At 68.2% G+C, this 17133-nt stretch carries 14 protein-coding genes; 5 read left to right on the top strand and 9 right to left on the bottom strand.

The features are described from left to right. Positions 1-397: 397 nt before the first annotated feature. The 3 genes from L1Z78_RS19995 to L1Z78_RS19985 all read left to right on the top strand — a co-directional run bounded on the left by L1Z78_RS19995 (position 398) and on the right by L1Z78_RS19985 (position 3419). Positions 398-2071: a PAS domain-containing methyl-accepting chemotaxis protein gene (locus L1Z78_RS19995; protein WP_234638094.1), complete on the top strand. Its 1674-nt coding sequence runs from the start codon at positions 398-400 to the stop codon at positions 2069-2071. 141 nt (positions 2072-2212) lie between these two features. After that, positions 2213-2857 carry a DUF937 domain-containing protein gene (locus L1Z78_RS19990; protein WP_234638093.1) on the top strand — a complete coding sequence of 215 codons (645 nt, stop codon included), beginning with the start codon at positions 2213-2215 and terminating at the stop codon, positions 2855-2857. Between the two features lie 121 nt (positions 2858-2978). Further along, on the top strand, positions 2979-3419 hold the full coding sequence (locus L1Z78_RS19985) for a CBS domain-containing protein (RefSeq protein ID WP_234638092.1): 441 nt from the start codon (positions 2979-2981) through the stop codon (positions 3417-3419). Between the two features lie 31 nt (positions 3420-3450). Here the strand turns inward: L1Z78_RS19985 and L1Z78_RS19980 are convergent, their stop codons facing one another. The 4 genes from L1Z78_RS19980 to L1Z78_RS19965 all read right to left on the bottom strand — a co-directional run bounded on the left by L1Z78_RS19980 (position 3451) and on the right by L1Z78_RS19965 (position 8059). Beyond that, entirely contained in the window at positions 3451-4257 is an 807-nt protein-coding gene (locus L1Z78_RS19980; protein ID WP_234638091.1) for an ABC transporter ATP-binding protein, read from the bottom strand. Beyond that, the gene (gene ntrB, locus L1Z78_RS19975; RefSeq protein ID WP_234642224.1) at positions 4254-5192 is read right to left on the bottom strand and encodes a nitrate ABC transporter permease; all 939 of its coding nucleotides are present in this window, start codon (positions 5190-5192) and stop codon (positions 4254-4256) included. The genes L1Z78_RS19980 and ntrB overlap by 4 nt, the downstream gene beginning before the upstream one ends. 40 nt (positions 5193-5232) lie before the next feature. Beyond that, on the bottom strand, positions 5233-6513 hold the full coding sequence (locus tag L1Z78_RS19970) for a CmpA/NrtA family ABC transporter substrate-binding protein (RefSeq protein ID WP_234638090.1): 1281 nt from the start codon (positions 6511-6513) through the stop codon (positions 5233-5235). Between the two features lie 301 nt (positions 6514-6814). Continuing rightward, positions 6815-8059, bottom strand: a complete 1245-nt coding sequence (locus tag L1Z78_RS19965; RefSeq protein WP_234638089.1) for a nitrate regulatory protein — start codon at positions 8057-8059, stop codon at positions 6815-6817. 353 nt (positions 8060-8412) lie between these two features. Here L1Z78_RS19965 and L1Z78_RS19960 point away from each other — a divergent pair, with 353 nt between their 5' ends. Together L1Z78_RS19960 and tsaD are read left to right on the top strand one after the other, a co-directional pair. Further along, the gene (locus L1Z78_RS19960) at positions 8413-10026 is read left to right on the top strand and encodes a putative bifunctional diguanylate cyclase/phosphodiesterase (RefSeq protein WP_234638088.1); all 1614 of its coding nucleotides are present in this window, start codon (positions 8413-8415) and stop codon (positions 10024-10026) included. 69 nt (positions 10027-10095) lie between these two features. Then, positions 10096-11136: a tRNA (adenosine(37)-N6)-threonylcarbamoyltransferase complex transferase subunit TsaD gene (gene tsaD, locus L1Z78_RS19955; protein WP_234638087.1), complete on the top strand. Its 1041-nt coding sequence runs from the start codon at positions 10096-10098 to the stop codon at positions 11134-11136. 137 nt (positions 11137-11273) lie between these two features. Here tsaD and L1Z78_RS19950 read toward each other — a convergent pair whose 3' ends face one another. From L1Z78_RS19950 to L1Z78_RS19930, 5 genes are all read right to left on the bottom strand, one after another. Next, positions 11274-11654 (bottom strand): Hsp20/alpha crystallin family protein, encoded by a 381-nt coding sequence (locus L1Z78_RS19950; protein WP_234638086.1) that lies wholly within the window; start codon positions 11652-11654, stop codon positions 11274-11276. A gap of 205 nt (positions 11655-11859) precedes the next feature. Continuing rightward, positions 11860-13044, bottom strand: a complete 1185-nt coding sequence (gene mltB, locus L1Z78_RS19945) for a lytic murein transglycosylase B (RefSeq protein ID WP_234638085.1) — start codon at positions 13042-13044, stop codon at positions 11860-11862. Further along, positions 13041-15161 carry a transglutaminaseTgpA domain-containing protein gene (locus L1Z78_RS19940; protein ID WP_418921713.1) on the bottom strand — a complete coding sequence of 707 codons (2121 nt, stop codon included), beginning with the start codon at positions 15159-15161 and terminating at the stop codon, positions 13041-13043. Before L1Z78_RS19940 ends, mltB begins: the two co-directional genes overlap by 4 nt. A 5-nt stretch (positions 15162-15166) precedes the next feature. Continuing rightward, complete coding sequence (locus L1Z78_RS19935; protein ID WP_234638084.1) at positions 15167-16192, bottom strand: DUF58 domain-containing protein; 1026 nt, start codon at positions 16190-16192, stop codon at positions 15167-15169. After that, positions 16192-17112, bottom strand: a complete 921-nt coding sequence (locus L1Z78_RS19930) for an AAA family ATPase (protein ID WP_234638083.1) — start codon at positions 17110-17112, stop codon at positions 16192-16194. Before L1Z78_RS19930 ends, L1Z78_RS19935 begins: the two co-directional genes overlap by 1 nt. Positions 17113-17133: the final 21 nt, after the last annotated feature.

The raw sequence follows: 17133 nt of genomic DNA, 5'->3' as shown, positions 1-17133 counted from the left end.
CGGAAAAAAAGAAAGGCGTCCCCACGCTGCGCGGCGGCTGCCTGCGCGCTGGGTGACGCCTTCGTCCTGGGCTGCGGCACGCCATTGCACCTTGCCCTGCGGCCACGAATGGCCATGCGCAGGAGTTAGCAAGCGGCGTGCCAGTGCGAGGCCGCCTCGTGAGACGGCGGCAAGGCCGTTGCGGCCACTTTGGCGGAGCCATGGGGGTGCGCCGTCGCTGCAAAGTGGTGCGCACGCTATCGACACAGCCATATCAGATGGCTGAATCGAATGGAGCTTTTGTGCTTATTTGTTTCAAATGTGACGGATTGGGACTACAACCAGTGCCTGCGGGACGTCGGCTTTGCCGGGCCTGCCCATGACGTGAAAGATTTTTCTTCTTCAGGGGAGCCTGCCTATGAGAGTGAATCTGCCAGTCAACACGCGCGAATACGCGTTCCCCAAGGGCCAGACCCTTGTGTCCACCACGGACCTCAAGGGCCGCATCCTGTACTGCAACCCGATGTTCATCGAGGTCAGCGGCTACGAACGGGAGGAACTGCTGGGCCAGCCCCACAACATGATCCGCCATCCCGACATGCCCGAGGAGGCTTTCCGGGACATGTGGGAGACCATCGCCGCCGGCCTGCCGTGGTCCGCACCCGTGAAGAACCGGCGCAAGAACGGCGACTACTACTGGGTCATGGCCAATGTGACGCCACTGATGGAAGGCGAGCAACCCTCGGGCTACATGTCGGTGCGCACCGAGGCCACGCGTGAGCAGATCGATGCGGCCGAGCACCTGTACGCCACCATGCGTGCCGAAAAGGAGGCGGGGCGCCTGGTCCATGTGCTGCGTGCCGGCCACCTGGTGCGCAAGAATCTGCGAGGCCGCGTGACCGATGCGCTGAACCTGGGGCTGGCGGGCAAGCTGGCCCTCGTCTTTTCCCTGGTGCTGGCGGCGGCCTTCGGCGCGGCCATGGCGGGCGGTCATACGCTGCACCTGTGGTCGGGCCTGGCCTGGCTGGCCGCCTGTGCGTTCACGGTGCTGGCCGTGGGCTGGGCCTACCGCCTGACCGTGGCGCCGCTGGCGCAGATGGTGCGCCAGGCCAACCGGCTCGCGGCGGGGGATCTGACGCAGACGCTGCGCATCACGCGCAAGGATGTGGTCGGCGATCTGGAGAAGGCGCTGAGCCAGCTCAACGTGAACCTGCTGTCCATCGTGCGGGATGCGCGCGAGGAGAGCGACAAGATGCAGGTATCCAGCCGGGAGATCGCCCAGGGCAACCAAGATCTTTCCGCGCGCACCGAGACCCAGGCCGGCAACCTGCAGCAGACGGCGGCCTCGATGGAGCAGATCACCGGCACCGTCAAGCACACGGCCGACTCGGCGCGCCAGGCCACGGACCTCGCGACCCAGGCCAGCGAGGTGGCCGAACGCAGCAGCGGCGCCGTCGACGGCGTGGCCGCGACCATGAAGCAGATCCAGTCCGCGTCCGGGCGCATCGGGGAGATCACGCAGCTCATCGACTCCATAGCCTTCCAGACCAACATCCTCGCGCTCAACGCGGCCGTCGAGGCGGCGCGCGCGGGCGACCAGGGCCGGGGCTTCGCCGTCGTGGCCGCCGAGGTGCGCAGCCTCTCGCAGCGCACGCTGGCCGCGGCCAAGGAGATCCGCGAGCTCATCGACGACTCCGCGGCCAAGGTGCTGGACGGCAACCAGAAGACCGAGGTCGCGCAAAGGACCATGTCCGAGTCCCTGGACCTGGTGCGCCGCGTGAGCCTGCTGATCAGCGAGATCCACAGCGCCTCCAGCGAGCAGCTCAGCGGGATCTCGCAGGTCAATGCGGCCGTGGCGCACCTGGACAACATCACGCAGCAGAATGCAGCCCTGGTCGAGCAGAACGCCGCCTCGGCCATGGCCTTGCAGGCCCAGGCGCAGACCGTGGCGGAGACCGTGCAGGTCTTCCGTCTCGATACCGCAGCCCGGACTGCGGCGGGTGCGGGCGATGCCGTGGCCCTGCGCCGTGCCATGAAGGCGCAGGCCCGCCAGCCGCGTGCGCAGCCCCCGCGCGCGTTGACGGCGGCCTGAGCACAGTCAGGACAGGGCGGTGCCCGTGCGCCACTGGAAAACATCGTTGACACTTGGGCCGGGCGCTGCCATGCACGGTGCGCCCGCTTGCGCATACCATGTCGCTTTGTGTTGTCCGGGCGACCGGATGAAGGAACGACCATGAATTCCAGCTCTTCCCTGGCCGCCGAACTGATGGCCCAACTGCAGGGCGCGCCCATGCAGCAGATGGCGAACCAGATCGGCGCCAGCCCCGCGCAGACCGAAAGCGCCGTGGGCGCGGCCCTTCCCGTCCTGCTGGCCTCGCTGGGCCGTAACGCGGCCGAGCCGCAAGGTGCGGCCAACCTCTTCGGTGCGCTGCAGCGCGACCATGGTGCCATGGGCGGTGGCGCGGGCCTGGACCTCGGGGGCCTGCTGGGCTCGCTGCTGGGCGGGGGCGCGGGAGCTGCGGGCGGTGGCGGCAGCCTCGATGGAGCGGCCATCCTCGGCCACATCCTGGGCGGCAACCAGCAGCGCGCGCAGGACGGACTGGGCCAGGCCACGGGCCTGGGCAGCAGCGGTGCGGCCCAGCTGCTGCAACTGCTGGCGCCCATCGTCATGTCCTTTCTCGCACAGCGCGTGAAAGCGGGAGGCCTGGATGCTGGCGGCCTTGGCCAGGCGCTGGGCCGCGAGCAGGCCCATGCGCAGCAGCAGGGCGGCCTGGGCGGAGGGCTGCTGGGCAGCCTGCTCGACCAGGATGGCGATGGCCAGGTGGGTCTGGGCGATCTGCTGAAGATCGGCGGAAGCCTCTTGGGCGGCCGCCGCTGACCCACCGCGGTCTCTGGGGCGGACAGGGCCGGTGCGTGTGCGACACGCGCTGGCCCTGTTGCTTTTTGGGCGTGGTTCGGATGACACTAGAACCGGATTGGCGAACGACTGAAAGGCCCCCATGACAGCAGTTGCAGAGATTCTCAAGTCCAAGCCCAGCAATGCGGTGTACAGCATCGCACCCACCGATTCCGTGCTCGATGCACTGCGGCTCATGGCCGACAAGGGCATCGGCGCCCTGCTGGTGATGGAGGGTGAGCACATTGCCGGCATCGTCACCGAGCGCGACTATGCGCGCAAGATCGCCCTGCTGGGGCGTACCTCGGGCGCCACCCTGGTGCGCGACGTGATGACGCGCGATGTGCTGTTCGTGGGACCCGCCCAGACCACGCAGGAATGCATGGCGGTGATGACCGAGAACCGGCTGCGCCACTTGCCCGTGGTGGATGAGGCCGGAAGCCTCCTGGGCCTGATCTCCATCGGGGACCTGGTCAAGGACATCATCTCCGAGCAGAAGTTCATCATCGAGCAGCTGGAACACTACATCTCGGGCCGGCACTGAGCCGGCCCCGGGGCCGTGCGGCAAGGCGGCCTCAGGCCGCTTTCTCCACATGTCCCTGGCGTGTGTAGAGGAAGTCGATCACCGCCTTGCGGCACAGCAGGTAGCGCTCGTCCTCGGCCAGTGCCACGCGGTTGCGCGGGCGGGCGATGCCCACGTCCAGCACCTCGCCGATGGTCGCGGCCGGGCCGTTGGTCATCATCACGATCCTGTCGGACAGCAGCACGGCCTCGTCCACGTCGTGGGTGACCATGACCACGGTGCTGCGCGTGCGTGCCACGATCTCGAGCAGCTCATCCTGCAGCCTGGCGCGCGTGAGCGCGTCCAGCGCGCCGAAGGGTTCGTCCATCAACAGCACCTGCGGCTCCATGGACAGTGCGCGCGCGATGCCCACGCGCTGCTTCATGCCGCCCGAGATTTCCCCGGGCCGCTTGTGCGCGGCATGGGCCAGGCCCACCATTTCCAGCGCTGCCATGGTGCGGGCCTTGAGCTGGGCGCGGCCTTCGCTGCGGCCATGGACGCGTTCGACGGCCAGAAGGATGTTGCCCTCGCAGGTCAGCCAGGGCAGCAGCGAATGGTTCTGGAAGACCACGGCACGCTCGGGCCCCGGGCCCTTGATCTCCTTGTTGGCGCACAGCAGCACGCCCGAGGTGGGCGTGGTCAGGCCCGCGATCAGGTTCAGCAGGGTCGACTTGCCGCAGCCGGAGTGGCCGATCAGAGAGACGAATTCGCCCCTGGTGATGTTCAGGTCGATGTTGCGCAGTGCCGGAAACAGGCCCTTGGCGGTCTTGAAGCTCTGCTCCACGCCCTGGATCTCGATGAATCTGGAGGATGCGTTCATGCCTTCACCTCTTCGAACGTGAATGCCGTTGCCAGCTTGACCAGGGCCAGCTCCAGCAGCAGGCCGACGATGCCGATCACGAAGATCGCGATGATGATGTTCTTCACATTCAGGTTGTTCCACTCGTCCCAGACCCAGAAGCCGATGCCCACGCCGCCCGTGAGCATCTCGGCCGCGACGATGACCAGCCAGGCCGTTCCCACGGCCAGGCGCACGCCTGTGAGCATGTAGGGCAGCACGGCCGGGAACAGGATGGTGGTGGCGATCTTCCATTCGCTGAGGTTGAGCACGCGTGCCACGTTCATGTAGTCCTGGGGCACGCGCTGCACGCCCACGGCGGTGTTGATGAGCATGGGCCAGATCGAGCAGATGAAGATGGTCCAGATGGCCGCCGGGTTGGCGCCCTTGAAGACCAGCAGGCCGATGGGCAGCCAGGCCAGGGGCGAGACGGGGCGAAGCAGGCTGATCAGCGGATTGAACATGCGTGACAGGAAGCTGAAGCGCCCGATCACGAAACCGGCCGGTATGCCCACCAGGGCCGCCAGGCCGAAGCCCATGGCCACGCGCTGCAGCGAGGCCAGCACATTCCAGCCGACGCCCTGGTCGTTGGGTCCGTTGCGGTAGAACGGGTCGCTGAACACCTCGACGGCCTGCTGCCAGGTCTCCAGCGGGCCGGGAATGCTCTGGCCGGGCCCCGCGGCCACCAGGGACCACAGGCCCGTGAGCAGGCCCAGGCCGCACAGCGGCGGCAGCAGGGCCAGCCAGAAGGTGCGCGAGAACGCGGCCCAGTCGCGCGTGGGGGCGGAGGGCTTGGGGGTGGTCCGAACCGCGGGCTTGGAGGGTGTGGCGGGTGCGTGTACGGCTGCCGGCGCCAGGGCTGTCGCAGGCGCTGCAGCAGCGGATTCGGCCGGGAAGTGGAAGACGGCGCTGACCATGGTGTGTTCCTCGGTGGGGTGGGTCTTCAAAGTGAAACGCTCAGGCCTTGATGGCGAAGCCGTCGGCATACTTGCGCGGCTCCTTGCCGTCCCAGACCGTGCCGTCCATGAGCTTGCTGCTGCGCATCTCCCCCTTGGGCAGCGGTGCCTTGGCTGCGGTGGCGGCCTGCTGGTAGATGTCCAGCCGGTTCACGGACCGGGCCACGCCCAGGTAGTCGGGGTGCTCCTTGAGCAGGCCCCAGCGCTTGTGCTGGGTCAGGAACCACATGCCGTCGGACAGATAGGGATAGCCCACGCTGCCGTCGCCGTGGAACTTCATGTGGTCGGGGTCGTCCCAGGTCCTGCCCATGCCGTCCTGGTAGCGGCCCAGGATGCGCTGGTTGATGGCGTCCACGCTGGTGTTCACATAGGCCTTGCCGGCGATGGTGTCGGCCATGCGGCTCTTGTTGGCCAGGCTTTCATCGATCCAGCGGCCCGCCTCGATGATGGCTGCCGTGACGGCGCGCGCGGTGTTCGGGTACTGGCGCGCGAATTCGGCCGTGGTGCCCAGCACCTTCTCGGGGTGGTCTTTCCAGATGGCCTGGGTGGTGGTGGCCGTCACGCCGATGCCGTCCATGATGGCGCGGTGGTTCCAGGGCTCGCCCACGCAAAAGCCGTCCATGTTGCCCACGCGCATGTTGGCCACCATCTGCGGCGGGGGAACGGTGATGACCTTGACGTCCCTGAGCGGATGGATGCCGTTGGCCGCCAGCCAGTAATACAGCCACATGGCATGCGTGCCCGTGGGGAAAGTCTGGGCGAAGGTGTATTCGCGCTTGTCGCCGGCAATGAGCCGGGCCAGGCCCGCGCCGTTGACCGCACCCTTGTCGGCCAGCTTCCTTGACAGCGTGATGGCCTGGCCGTTGTGGTTGAGCGTCATCAGCACTGCCATGTCCTTTTTCGTGCCGCCCACACCCAGTTGCACGCCATAGACCAGGCCATAGAGCACATGGGCGAAATCCAGCTCGCCGTTGACCAGCTTGTCGCGCACGCTGGCCCAGCTGGCTTCCTTGGTCGGAATGATCTTGACGCCGTATTTCTGGTCCAACCCCAGCACCGAGGCCATGACCACGCTGGCACAGTCGGTCAGCGGAATGAAGCCTATGCGCACCTCCTTCTTTTCAGGCGCATCCGAGCCGGCGGCCCAGGCGCCGTGATGGCCCAGGTTGCCATACAGCGCGGCGGCGCCTGCCAGGGCTCCGGCCTGGCGCAGAAAGCCGCGCCGGGGCAGGGGCTGGGTGCCGGAGAGAGGGCCTGTGGGGGACTTGGGCGATGGCGCCATGGCGGAACTCCTTCGATCGTCGGGATGGAACACTTGCAAACCGGCCGTCCCAGCAAAAACGGCGTCCTCTCCGGCCGCGCTGGGCAGCAGGAGTGACGCCGTTGTCCTGGGGCCTTGGATCAAGACCTGTGCCCGACCGTCTTTGGCCGGGTTTGAAGGGATCATTGCAGAAAGCATGCCAGGGCAGTCCCGAGGGGGCTGCCTGGGTGGTCGGCGGCGACAGGCGCCATGGGTGAGGTTCTGGTGCGCGCCGCCGCACCAAGTCGGTGCGGCGCTGCAACATGGCGCGTGGCCCACCGGTTCAGGGGGTGGGTGCAAGCAGTTCGGCCATGGAGAGCACGGCCTGCGCCACCTCGGCCAGGCGGCGGTTCTGGTTCATGGCGGTCTGGCGCAGCAGCTTGTGGGCCTCGCTCTCGCTGAGCTGGCGCCTTTGCATCAACAGGCCCTTGGCGCGCTCCAGCAGTTTGCGTTCCGAGAGCGCCGCGCGCACGGTCTCCAGCTCCGCCTGCATGGCTTGCAGCCGTTGTGACTGGTCGCGCACGAGATCCATCACCGAGCGGTCCAGCTGGGGCCCCAGCCGTGTGGCCGGTGCCGGCAGATCGCCCAGTGCAAGAGGCGGGGTGCCCGGAACACACGGGGTCCGGACCAGCGTCTGCAGCGCTGCGCGCGCATCGGCGATGCGGTGCTCGCATTGCTGCTGCAGCTCGGCCGTGAGCCGGGCTTCCACGGCATGCAGCGCATCCATGCGCAGCGAGCAGCTGTCGAACCAGGGCTCTGCCATCTGCGTGGACAGAGGCGTTCCGGGGCTTGCCGTGCAGCCCACGCGGCGCAGGCGTTCGATCACGGCCAGCGTGGCGTCGGCCCCACTGCTTTCCTGCCACAGCGCCAGGGATCGGGGTGGGGCGAACTCCGCGAAGACCTGGAAACACCGTTCCTGCGATGCGATCAGGTGCAGCCAGTGCTGCTGGCGCGGCGCATCGCAACTGCCGCAGGCAAAGGCGGCCACGCCCGTGGCGCGTTCCTGGCCGGCGAATTCCTTGCCCTGCATGACGTTGAACAGGGCGACCAGCAGGCGCGAAATCCCGGGCTCCGGTGCGCTGTCGGCGGCCTCGAAGACCACGGCCAGCAGGCCGGCCACCAGGTCGATGAAGGCTGCCGTGGCCGCTTCGGCCGCCATGTCCCGGCTGGAGATGCGTTCGCGCAGGACGGGCAGGGCATCCAGGCACTGCAGCACCTGGGCAATCCGGCTGAACAGCCGAGCGCCATGTCCGGGATGCGCGGGAGCGCCGGACTGCAGGTCCAACCGGTCGAAGCCTTCGCGCGCGATGGCGGCGACGCGGTCGCATTCGGCCATCTGGGCCAGCCGGGCCGGGCCGCCGCGCATGCCCGCGCTGGCCAGGTAGACGTTGGACAGGCCGCGCTCCTTTTGCAGCGCATGGATGAGGCGGCTGAGCTGGTCCACCAGCGCACTGGTGCGCTGGAGCTGCTCGAGCTCGCCGATCTCGCACTGGCGGGCGGCCACGAGGAAGCGGAGTGCGGATTTCATGGGCAGGTCGAAAAGGGGGCGTCTGCCTATTGCAATTCCCATGCCATCCAGTTGACCGCCGTGTGCTGCAGGGCGTTGCTTGATAGAATTTTTTTAATACGGAAGATTTTCGATATATATATTCGCAAGAGCGGCAAATTCCACGCGCTCGGTCCCACGGGAAATGCAGGCGCAGTGCGCCACCAAGTGCCGTACGGGCTGGCGGGGGGCGGTCATTCAATACAAGGCGTTCGCGAGCGAGGCGCCGCACATGGGTGAATCACATGAGACTGGAGTACCGCGGCACGAACGGTCCACGGGGGGCGCAGCATATGGGGGGTGGCGCGTTGGGGCGGCTGCTCGCGGTGGTGGCTGTGTGGGCCTGGCTCCTGGCACGTCCCCTGGCGGCGGCTGCGGCGGACCTCCCGGCCGAGTCCATGCCGGTTGGCGACGAAGGCTTCTGGAGCAGCTACTGGGAGGGCCTGGGCCGGTTCGGCCCCGTGCCGGTGCTGATCGTCTTCCTGGTGTCATCCGTGCTGTACCTGCGCATGCGCAACAAGGCCCAGCGGCTGACGCAGTCCCTGCAAAAGACCAATGAGAAGCTGCTGCGCGCCAATGTAAAGCTCAAGCGTATCGCCTTCAGGGATCCCCTGACCGGCATCGCCAACCGTGCGTTGCTGGAGTACCGGCTCCATCGGGCCATCGCGCAGGCGGACAGTTCGGTCGCTGGTCGTCCGGAGGGTGTGCCAGCGCGCGTGGGGCTGCTGTTCATCGATCTGGACGGATTCAAGCCCATCAATGACGTGGAGGGCCATGCGGCTGGCGATGCCCTGCTGTGCCAGGTGGCGGTGCGCCTGAGCCGCATGACCCGCAAGGCGGACACGCTGGCGCGCGTGGGCGGTGATGAATTCGTGCTGCTGCTGGGCAGCCTGGCGTCGGTGGACGATGCCGTGGCCATGGCCAGCCGCGTACAGATGGCCATAGGTCAGCCCTTCGACCTGCCGGGCAAGACGGTCTCCATCAGCAGTTCCATCGGCCTGGCGCTCTATCCCGACCATGGCCACAAGGACAAGCTCATGGCTGCGGCCGACGCAGCCATGTACACCGCCAAGCGTGCCGGCGGAAACACCTATGCCATTTTCGAGGAGAGCATGCGCCAGGGCATTGCCGCGCAGTTCGACCTGCAGCAGGCCCTGCGCCGTGCCGTGGCCAACGGGGAACTGGTGCTGCACTACCAGCCCAAGATAGATACCCGCACGGGCCGCATACGCGGGGTGGAGGCGCTGGCCCGCTGGAACCATCCCCGGTTCGGCCTGATCAGCCCCCGGGTATTCATCCCGCTGGCCGAGCGCTTCGGCCTGATCGGCGAGATCGGCGACTGGGTCATCGACGAAGCCTGCAGGCAGACGGCGCAGTGGGCCCTGCAGCGGCGCTACATGCGGGTTTCCATCAACATCTCCGGCTTCCAGATCTTCCACTCGCGCCTGGCGCAGTACATCCGGGGCGCCATCGACAAACATGGCATCCGGCCGGAGCAACTGGTCTTCGAGATCACGGAGTCGGTGGCCATGGAGGATGACAAGACCACGATGGCGGTGATTGGCGAGTTGACGGGTATGGGGGTGCAGATCTCCATCGACGATTTCGGCACCGGCTACTCCAGCCTGGCCCTGCTGCGCCAGCTGTGCGCCGACGAGGTCAAGATCGATCGAAGCTTCGTGCGGGACGTGGCCCTCAAGAGCGACGCACGGGCGGTGGTCGATGCCATCGTGCGCCTGGCCCATGCGCTGGGACTGCGCGTCGTTGCCGAAGGCGTGGCCACCCAGCAGCAACGCGACGTGCTGGAGGTGCTGGGCTGCGATGAACTTCAGGGCTTTTACTTCGCGCGCCCCATGGATGCGCAGGCGTTGATCGCCAGCGAGATCTGGACTGCCGACGGCTTCGAGCCCGTGCAGTTTTCACGCTCCTCCTACATCGACAACCTGTAGCACTCCCGCGGCGGGGCCATTGTCGGCGCCCGTTTCTGGCGAGGTCCGCAGGTTCTACACTCGGGTCCCATGAGTTTGCTGATCCTGGGAATCGAATCCTCCTGCGATGAAACCGGCGTGGCCCTGGTGGGCGCGCCCGGCGATGGGCGTGTGCCCAGGTTGCTGTCGCATGCGTTGCACAGCCAGATCGACATGCACCGTGCCTATGGCGGTGTCGTGCCCGAGCTGGCCAGCCGCGACCATATCCGGCGTGTGCTGCCGCTGACCGAAGCCGTGCTGGCCGAGGCGGGGCGCTCGCTCGACCAGGTCGATGTGATTGCCTTCACGCGCGGGCCCGGTCTGGCGGGCGCCCTGCTGGTGGGCGCGGGCGTGGCCTGTGCCATGGCCGCGGCACTGGACAAGCCGGTGCTGGGCGTGCACCACCTGGAAGGCCACCTGCTTTCCCCCTTCCTGAGTGCCGATCCGCCCGAATTTCCCTTCGTGGCCCTGCTGGTCTCTGGCGGCCATACGCAACTGATGCGCGTGGACGGCGTGGGCCGGTACGCCATCCTCGGAGAGACCATCGATGACGCGGCAGGCGAGGCTTTCGACAAGTCGGCCAAGCTCATGGGATTGCCCTATCCGGGTGGTCCTGTGCTCTCGCGCCTGGCCGAGGGCGGGAATGCCCAGGCCTTCAAGCTGCCTCGGCCGCTGTTGCACTCGGGCGATCTGGATTTCTCGTTCGCGGGCCTGAAGACGGCCGTGCTGACCCAGGCCAGGAAGTTGGGTGACGAGTTGGAGGCGCGCAAGGCCGACCTGGCTGCGAGCACCCAGGCGGCCATCGTCGAGGTCTTGGTCAAGAAGACGCTGGCGGCGCTGGAGCAGACGGGCATGAAGCGCGTGGTCGTGGCCGGCGGCGTGGGTGCCAACCGGCTGCTGCGCTCGCAACTGGATGCGGACTGTGCCAGGCGCGGGCTGCGCGTGCACTATCCCGAGCTGCACCTGTGCACCGACAACGGCGCCATGATCGCCATGGCTGCCGCCATGCGATTGCAGGCGGGGCGCGAGGCGGCCAGCCGGCACTATGCCTTCGACGTCAGGCCGCGCTGGCCTCTGGACTCGCTGGCCTGATTTTTCGGCCGTCTCTGCCATCGCCGCGCTGTGCGGCACAAAAAAGGCCCGGCATGTGCCGGGCTATGGAAACGGGCTCCCACCTTGGGTAAGAGGAGGGAAGAAAGGATGGTGGGCAGCCCGGGTGCACAACCCGTTTACTGGATGCTCAGCGTGGTGGCCTTGCTCTGCGGCTCCAGGCGGGCCAGGGACAGTGTGAGCACGCCGTTTTCCAGCTTGGCGCTGCTGGCGCCGGTGTCGATCTCATGGTCCAGTTCCCAGGCGCGCTGCACCTGGCGGGGAGCGCCCTCGATGCTGGACAGGCGGACCACGGCGCCTTCGATGTTCAGTTGAAGCTGCTCGCGCGACAGGCCGGGCACATCCAGCTGCAGCGTCGTGGCCTTCTCATCGCGCTGCACCTGCACCGACGAGGGGAAGGGGACGGCGTTGCTCAGGGTGCCTTGCAAAAAGCGCTGCAGGGCCAGATCGGCGGCTTGGGGAGCGAAGGCGTTGCGGCGGAGAACAGGCGAGAAGATCATGGTGTGGCTCCTATGGATTGCGCGGCTTCATCCAAGTTGTCGCCGCATGGAGCGTAGTTAAGCGGCGTTGACCGCATTTCAAGAGGGAACAGGGCAGGAATAAATTGCGCCGCGAGGTCTTGAAAAGCGATGCCATGCCGCTATCTGGTTCGCCCGCGCAGCGGTCCGGCGCCACGGGAGGCGGATGCCGCTGCGGGCCGCTTTCTCAGCGGCCCATGGCCGCAGCGATTTCCTGCCCCAGCTCGATCACGGACAGCGCGTAGTAGCTCGACCAGTTGTAGCGCGTGATGACGTAGAAGTTCTCGGTGCCCGCGATGTACAGCGGCTGGCCCTCGGCGCCGTTGTCGAGCTTGACCAGGGCCAGCGGTCCCTGGTGGGCCGCGCCGCTGCCTGGCAGCTGCACGCCGCGCGCGTCCATCTCGGAGGCCGTGAATTGCGGCAGGATGTCGGGGGCCAGCAGTGCCGCGAGGTCCGCGCCCCGGGCCTGCATGATCACGGGGTAGTGGGTCGGCATGCCGCTCTTCCAGCCATGCGCGACAAAGTAGTTGGCCACCGAGCCGATGGCGTCGGCCGCGCTGCCGAACAGGTCGATGTGGTCGTCGCCATCGAAGTCCACGGCCCACTTCACCCAGCTGCTGGGCATGAACTGGCCCATGCCCATGGCGCCGGCGTAGCTGCCGCGCAGCGAGAACGGGTCCGTGCCCGCGCGGTGCGTGAAACGCAGGAACTGCTCCAGCTCCCCACGGAAGTACTCTGTGCGTGCGGCGGCGCGGGGGTGGGCCGCGGGAAAGTCGAAGGACAGCGTGGCCAGTGCGTCGATGACGCGGAAGTTGCCCATCTGCTGACCGTAGATGGTCTCCACGCCGATGATGCCGACGATGATCTCGGCAGGCACACCGTATTCCTTTTCTGCGCGTGCCAGCGCCGCGGAATTGGCTTGCCAGAAGCGCACGCCGGCGCGTATGCGGATGGGTTCGACGAAGCGGCTGCGGTACACCGTCCAGTTCTTGGCCGTGCCCTGGGTGGCCGGCGTCATCAGGCGCGGCACCTGGGGCAGGAAGCGCGCCTGGGCCATGGTCGAACGCACCCAGTCCAGCGGCAGGTCATGGCGTGTGGCGATGTCGGCGGCCATCTGCATGGCCTCGGGCCGCTCGCCATAGGGCGTGCTGCCCTGCACGGCCCTGGCTGCGGCGGAGCCGCCCGTGGCCGTCGCGGCCGCGGCAGTTGCGGCGGCCGCACGCTTGGGGGCGGTGGACTTGGCCGAAGGCTTGGGCGCCTGCCTGGCCGCGTGGGTGGGGGCATGTGCCGGTTTGCCGGCCAGCGCTGCGCAAGGCAGGGCGGCAGCGGCCAGCAGCAGCATGGCGCTGGGGATCAGTCTTTGCTTGGTCATGAAGTGCCTGTCGTGGTTGCCCTGGCCGCAGCTTGTGGCTGCGGCTGCGGCGTGCGTGGCCATCGCAGTGCCCGCCACTGGCGGCGCAGGGCGGGCAGGCCGGGGGTCTCCTTGGCGGGCGCGTAGCGCTGGCGCTCCATGGCCACCAGCCAGTCATGCAGGGCTTGCGCCGCAGGGGCATCGCTGCCTTTCCAGCGCGCCAGCACCTGAGCCGCGAGGGCGCGGGGGGGGATGCTGGCGTCTGCGCCGAGGCCGGCACGCCGCAGCCGTGCGCGCGTGCCGTCCATCAGGCGCAGCCACTCGTCACGGCTGCTGCGCTGGGCACGTGCCATCCAGCCCAGCCACCCCAGCGCGGCCACGCCGGCCAGTGCGCCCAGCAAGCGCAGCAGGTCCACCCAGGAGGGCGTTTGCACGCCCAGGTTCCTCAGCAGGTCCAGCTGGCGGCTTTGCGTGTAGTTGAGCACCCACTGGTTCCAGCTGTTGTTGACGGCCTCCCAGACCGCGCGCATCTGCTGGAGCATGCCCACGCTCACCAGATTGCCCATGGCGCCCGCGATGGCGCCCTGAGGGGCCCGCAGGCGCTGGAACTCGCCCACGCGCGCGGGAGCCACGGCCCCCGTGGGGTCGATGCGCACCCAGCCCTCATCTTCCAGCCAGACCTCGGTCCAGGCATGGGCATCGGCATTGCGCACGGTCCAGTAGCCATCGACGGGGTTGCGCTCGCCTCCCTGGTAGCCGGTCACGATGCGCGCAGGCACGCCCATGCCGCGCATGAGCACGGCGAAGGCCGAGGCGATGTGCTCGCAAAAGCCCTCCTTGCTGTCGAACCAGAAGTCATCGGCCGTGTGCATGCTGTCCACCACGCCGGGCTCCAGCGTATAGGTGTAGCCGCCGCTGCGCAGGCGCTCCAGGGCGGCCTGTACCCAGGCGCGGGGCGGTGCATCGGCCAGTTGCGGGTCGGCGCGCATCTGCCGGGCCATCTCCAGCGTGCGCGGGTTGCTGTCCGGCGGCAATTGCAGGTAGCGGCGCAGCGCGCGCGTGGGCTTGAGCGGGCCATGGCTGAACCGGGTATGGCTCTGGGCATTGATGCGCACCACATCGGTGATGGGGCGCCAGGTCAGCCACTGCAGCTGGGGTGTCATGCGGGCACTGCCCATGCCCTGGGGCAGCTCGGGGGGCTGCGCAGTGGCGTCGAGCATGGTCAGCCAGGTGCGTCGGCTGGGCTCGATGGTCATCTGGTAGCGCACGGGCTCGCCCGACACGCGCAGCTGCGCGTCCTCCAGCACGGCTTCGGTGTCCATCTCCCACTCCCGTCCATCGAAGTGTGACAGGACCGGCCCGCGAAAGTACAAGGTGCTGGCGGGCGGCACTGAGCCATCAGGCGTATCGAAGCGCAGGCGCAGGGCGATATTGTCGTCCAGCACCAGCGAGGCCATGGAGCCCACGCGCATGTTCTCCGACAGGCCGCTGCGGCCGGCCAGGTCATTGCCCGGCACACCCCATAGCGGAGCCATGCGTGGAAAGAACAGGAACAGGGCCACCATCACCGGCGTGCCCCACAGCGTGAGCAGGGCGGCCGTGCGCAGTGCCTGGATCAGCGGCGGCCGGCCCGCCGTCATGTGGGCGTTGACCAGGGCGGTGAGCAGGCCCAGCAGCCCGAGCACCATGGCCAGGGCCAGCAAAAGGGACTGCGAGTAGAAGAAATTGGCGAGCAGTGCGAAAAAGCCCAGGAAGAACACCACCATGGCATCGCGCCGGGCCCGCAGCTCCAGTGTCTTGAGCGCCAGCAGCAGCACGATCAGGGTGACGCCCGCATCGCGTCCCACGAAGGTGCCGTGCGAGGTCCAGGTCGCTGCCACGGCCAGCAGCAGCAGGCCGCCCAGCAGCCAGCGGCCGGGCAATGGCTGGCCGCGCCAGGCCAGCAGGGCACGCCACAGCAGCAGGCAGCCCGTGAACAGCATGGTCCACCAGGGCGTGTGCCCTGCCTGGGGCAGCAGCACCCAGGCAACCACGGCCAGCAGGAACAAGGTGTCGCGCGCATCGCGGGGCAGGGCCGCCAGGCGCTGGCGCCAGGTGGCGGGCGCCAGCGGCGTGGCGGCGGCGTAGGCGTTGGGCATTGTCTTCATGGGCAGACCGCAAGGGCTTCCAGGCAGAGCGTGGCGTGGGCAGCCCCTCGGTCGGGCGCGATCTCCCGGCCATCTGGCAGGCGCAGCCCCCAGGTCAGGTCCTGTTGGCTGGCCGCCAGCACCCAGGCGACGAGCCGGCTCAGCCGTGCCTCGGGGTCGGCCAGGCCGGTGGCCCTGCTGTCCAGCCACAGCCGGTGCTGCTGGGCCAGCGGTCGGTCGCGGCTCACGAGCTGGCTGCTGCCGGCAGCGAAGGCCTGGGCGGCCTTCTTCCAGACCACCAGCTTCAGCGGATCGCCGCGCCGGTAGGCGCGCACGCCGTCGAACTCATCGCCATGACGTGTGGCGGCCGCGCTGCGGCCACCCGCATCGGCGCTGGCAGGAGGCAGGGGCGGCGGATTGATTTCCGGCGCGGGATAGATCCAGACCTGGGTTTGCGGACGCCACAGGGCCCAGACCCGGAACGTACCCAGCGGATAGCGGGTGGCGGCCGTGACCGTGGGCAGGGACTGCAGGCCGCGCCGCTGCGGTGTGAAGGCCAGTTGCACCGTGGTGCTGCCCTGGGCCGGGACATCGATCCAGTTCCATTCGGTGGCCCCGTCATCGCCATGGATGGCCAGGCCCAGGCCCCAGCGGGTGCTGTGGCGCGCGTTGTGCAGTACCACCTCGAAGCGGCAGGGCTGGCCCGCAAAGCTGCCCGCAGGGGGCATCAGGTGCAGGGCCGTGCCACGCAGATTGCCATGGCCCACGACCATGCCCGCGGCGGCGCTGCCGGCCAGCAGAAAGGTCAGCAGATAGCCGAGGTTGAGCTGGAAGTTGATGGACGCCACCAGCAGCACGCACAGCGTCAGGGCCAGGGCCCATCCCGCGCGCGAGGGCATGATGTAGACATTGCGCTGCGTCAGCTTCAGGCTGTCGGTGCGGGGCAGGCGGGCATGCCACCACTGGCGCATGCGCCGCGCGGGAGACCAGCGTGGGCGTGGCGATGCGCCGGGCGTGGCTCCGGCCGAAGAGGCGGCCGGCATCAGCGCAGCGCCACGGCGTCCAGCATGGCGCGCACCTGCTCCACGGCGCCGCGGCCCGAGGAACCTATGGGCACCAGGCGGTGGGCGGCCGTCTGAGGCAGGATGGCCTGCACATCGTCGGGTGCCACATAGTCGCGCCCCTCCATCAGGGCCACGGCCCGCGCCGCGCGCAGCAGCGCGATGCCGGCCCGTGGCGACAGTCCCTGCACGAACCATTGGCCCGAGCGCGTGGCCTCGAGCAGGTCCTGGACGTAGTCGAGCAGGGCGTCACTGGCGTGCACCTGCAGCACGGCCGCCTGCAGCTGCTGGAGTTCATCCGTGGTCAGCAGCGGCGCCAGCGCGTCGGCCTGTGCGCGCCGGCCGTTGCCCGACAGCAGGGCACGCTCGGCGGCGCGGTCGGGATAGCCGAGGCTGATGCGCATCAGGAAACGGTCGAGCTGGCTTTCCGGCAGCGGAAAGGTACCCAGCTGCTCCTGGGGATTCTGCGTCGCGATCACGAAGAAGGGTTCGGGCAGCCGGTGCGTGCGGCCCTCGGCAGACACCTGGCGCTCTTCCATGGCCTCGAGCAGGGCGCTCTGGGTCTTGGGGCTGGCACGGTTGATTTCGTCGGCCAGCAGCACCTGGGCGAACACCGGGCCGGGGTGGAAGACGAAGGACTCGCTGGCGCGCTCGAAGATGGACACGCCCGTCAGGTCGCTGGGCATGAGGTCGGCCGTGAACTGCACGCGCGAGAACTGCAGCCCGAAGCTGTGCGCCAATGCGTGGGCCAGCGTGGTCTTGCCCACGCCCGGTACGTCTTCCAGCAGCAGGTGTCCCCCCGCCAGCAGGCAGGCCACGCTGTCGCGCACCTGTGCCGGTTTCCCCACAACCACCGTGTTAAGCTGATCCAGAAGCGCCTTGATCTTGTGTGTTGCTTGCATGGCGCGACGTTATCCTAAAAA

The organism is Delftia tsuruhatensis, assembly GCF_903815225.1.
GTDB classification, from domain to species: Bacteria; Pseudomonadota; Gammaproteobacteria; order Burkholderiales; family Burkholderiaceae_C; genus Comamonas; species Comamonas tsuruhatensis_A.
The sequence above is the reverse complement of the archived record's forward strand: the minus strand, read 5'-3'. Positions and strand labels throughout refer to the sequence as shown.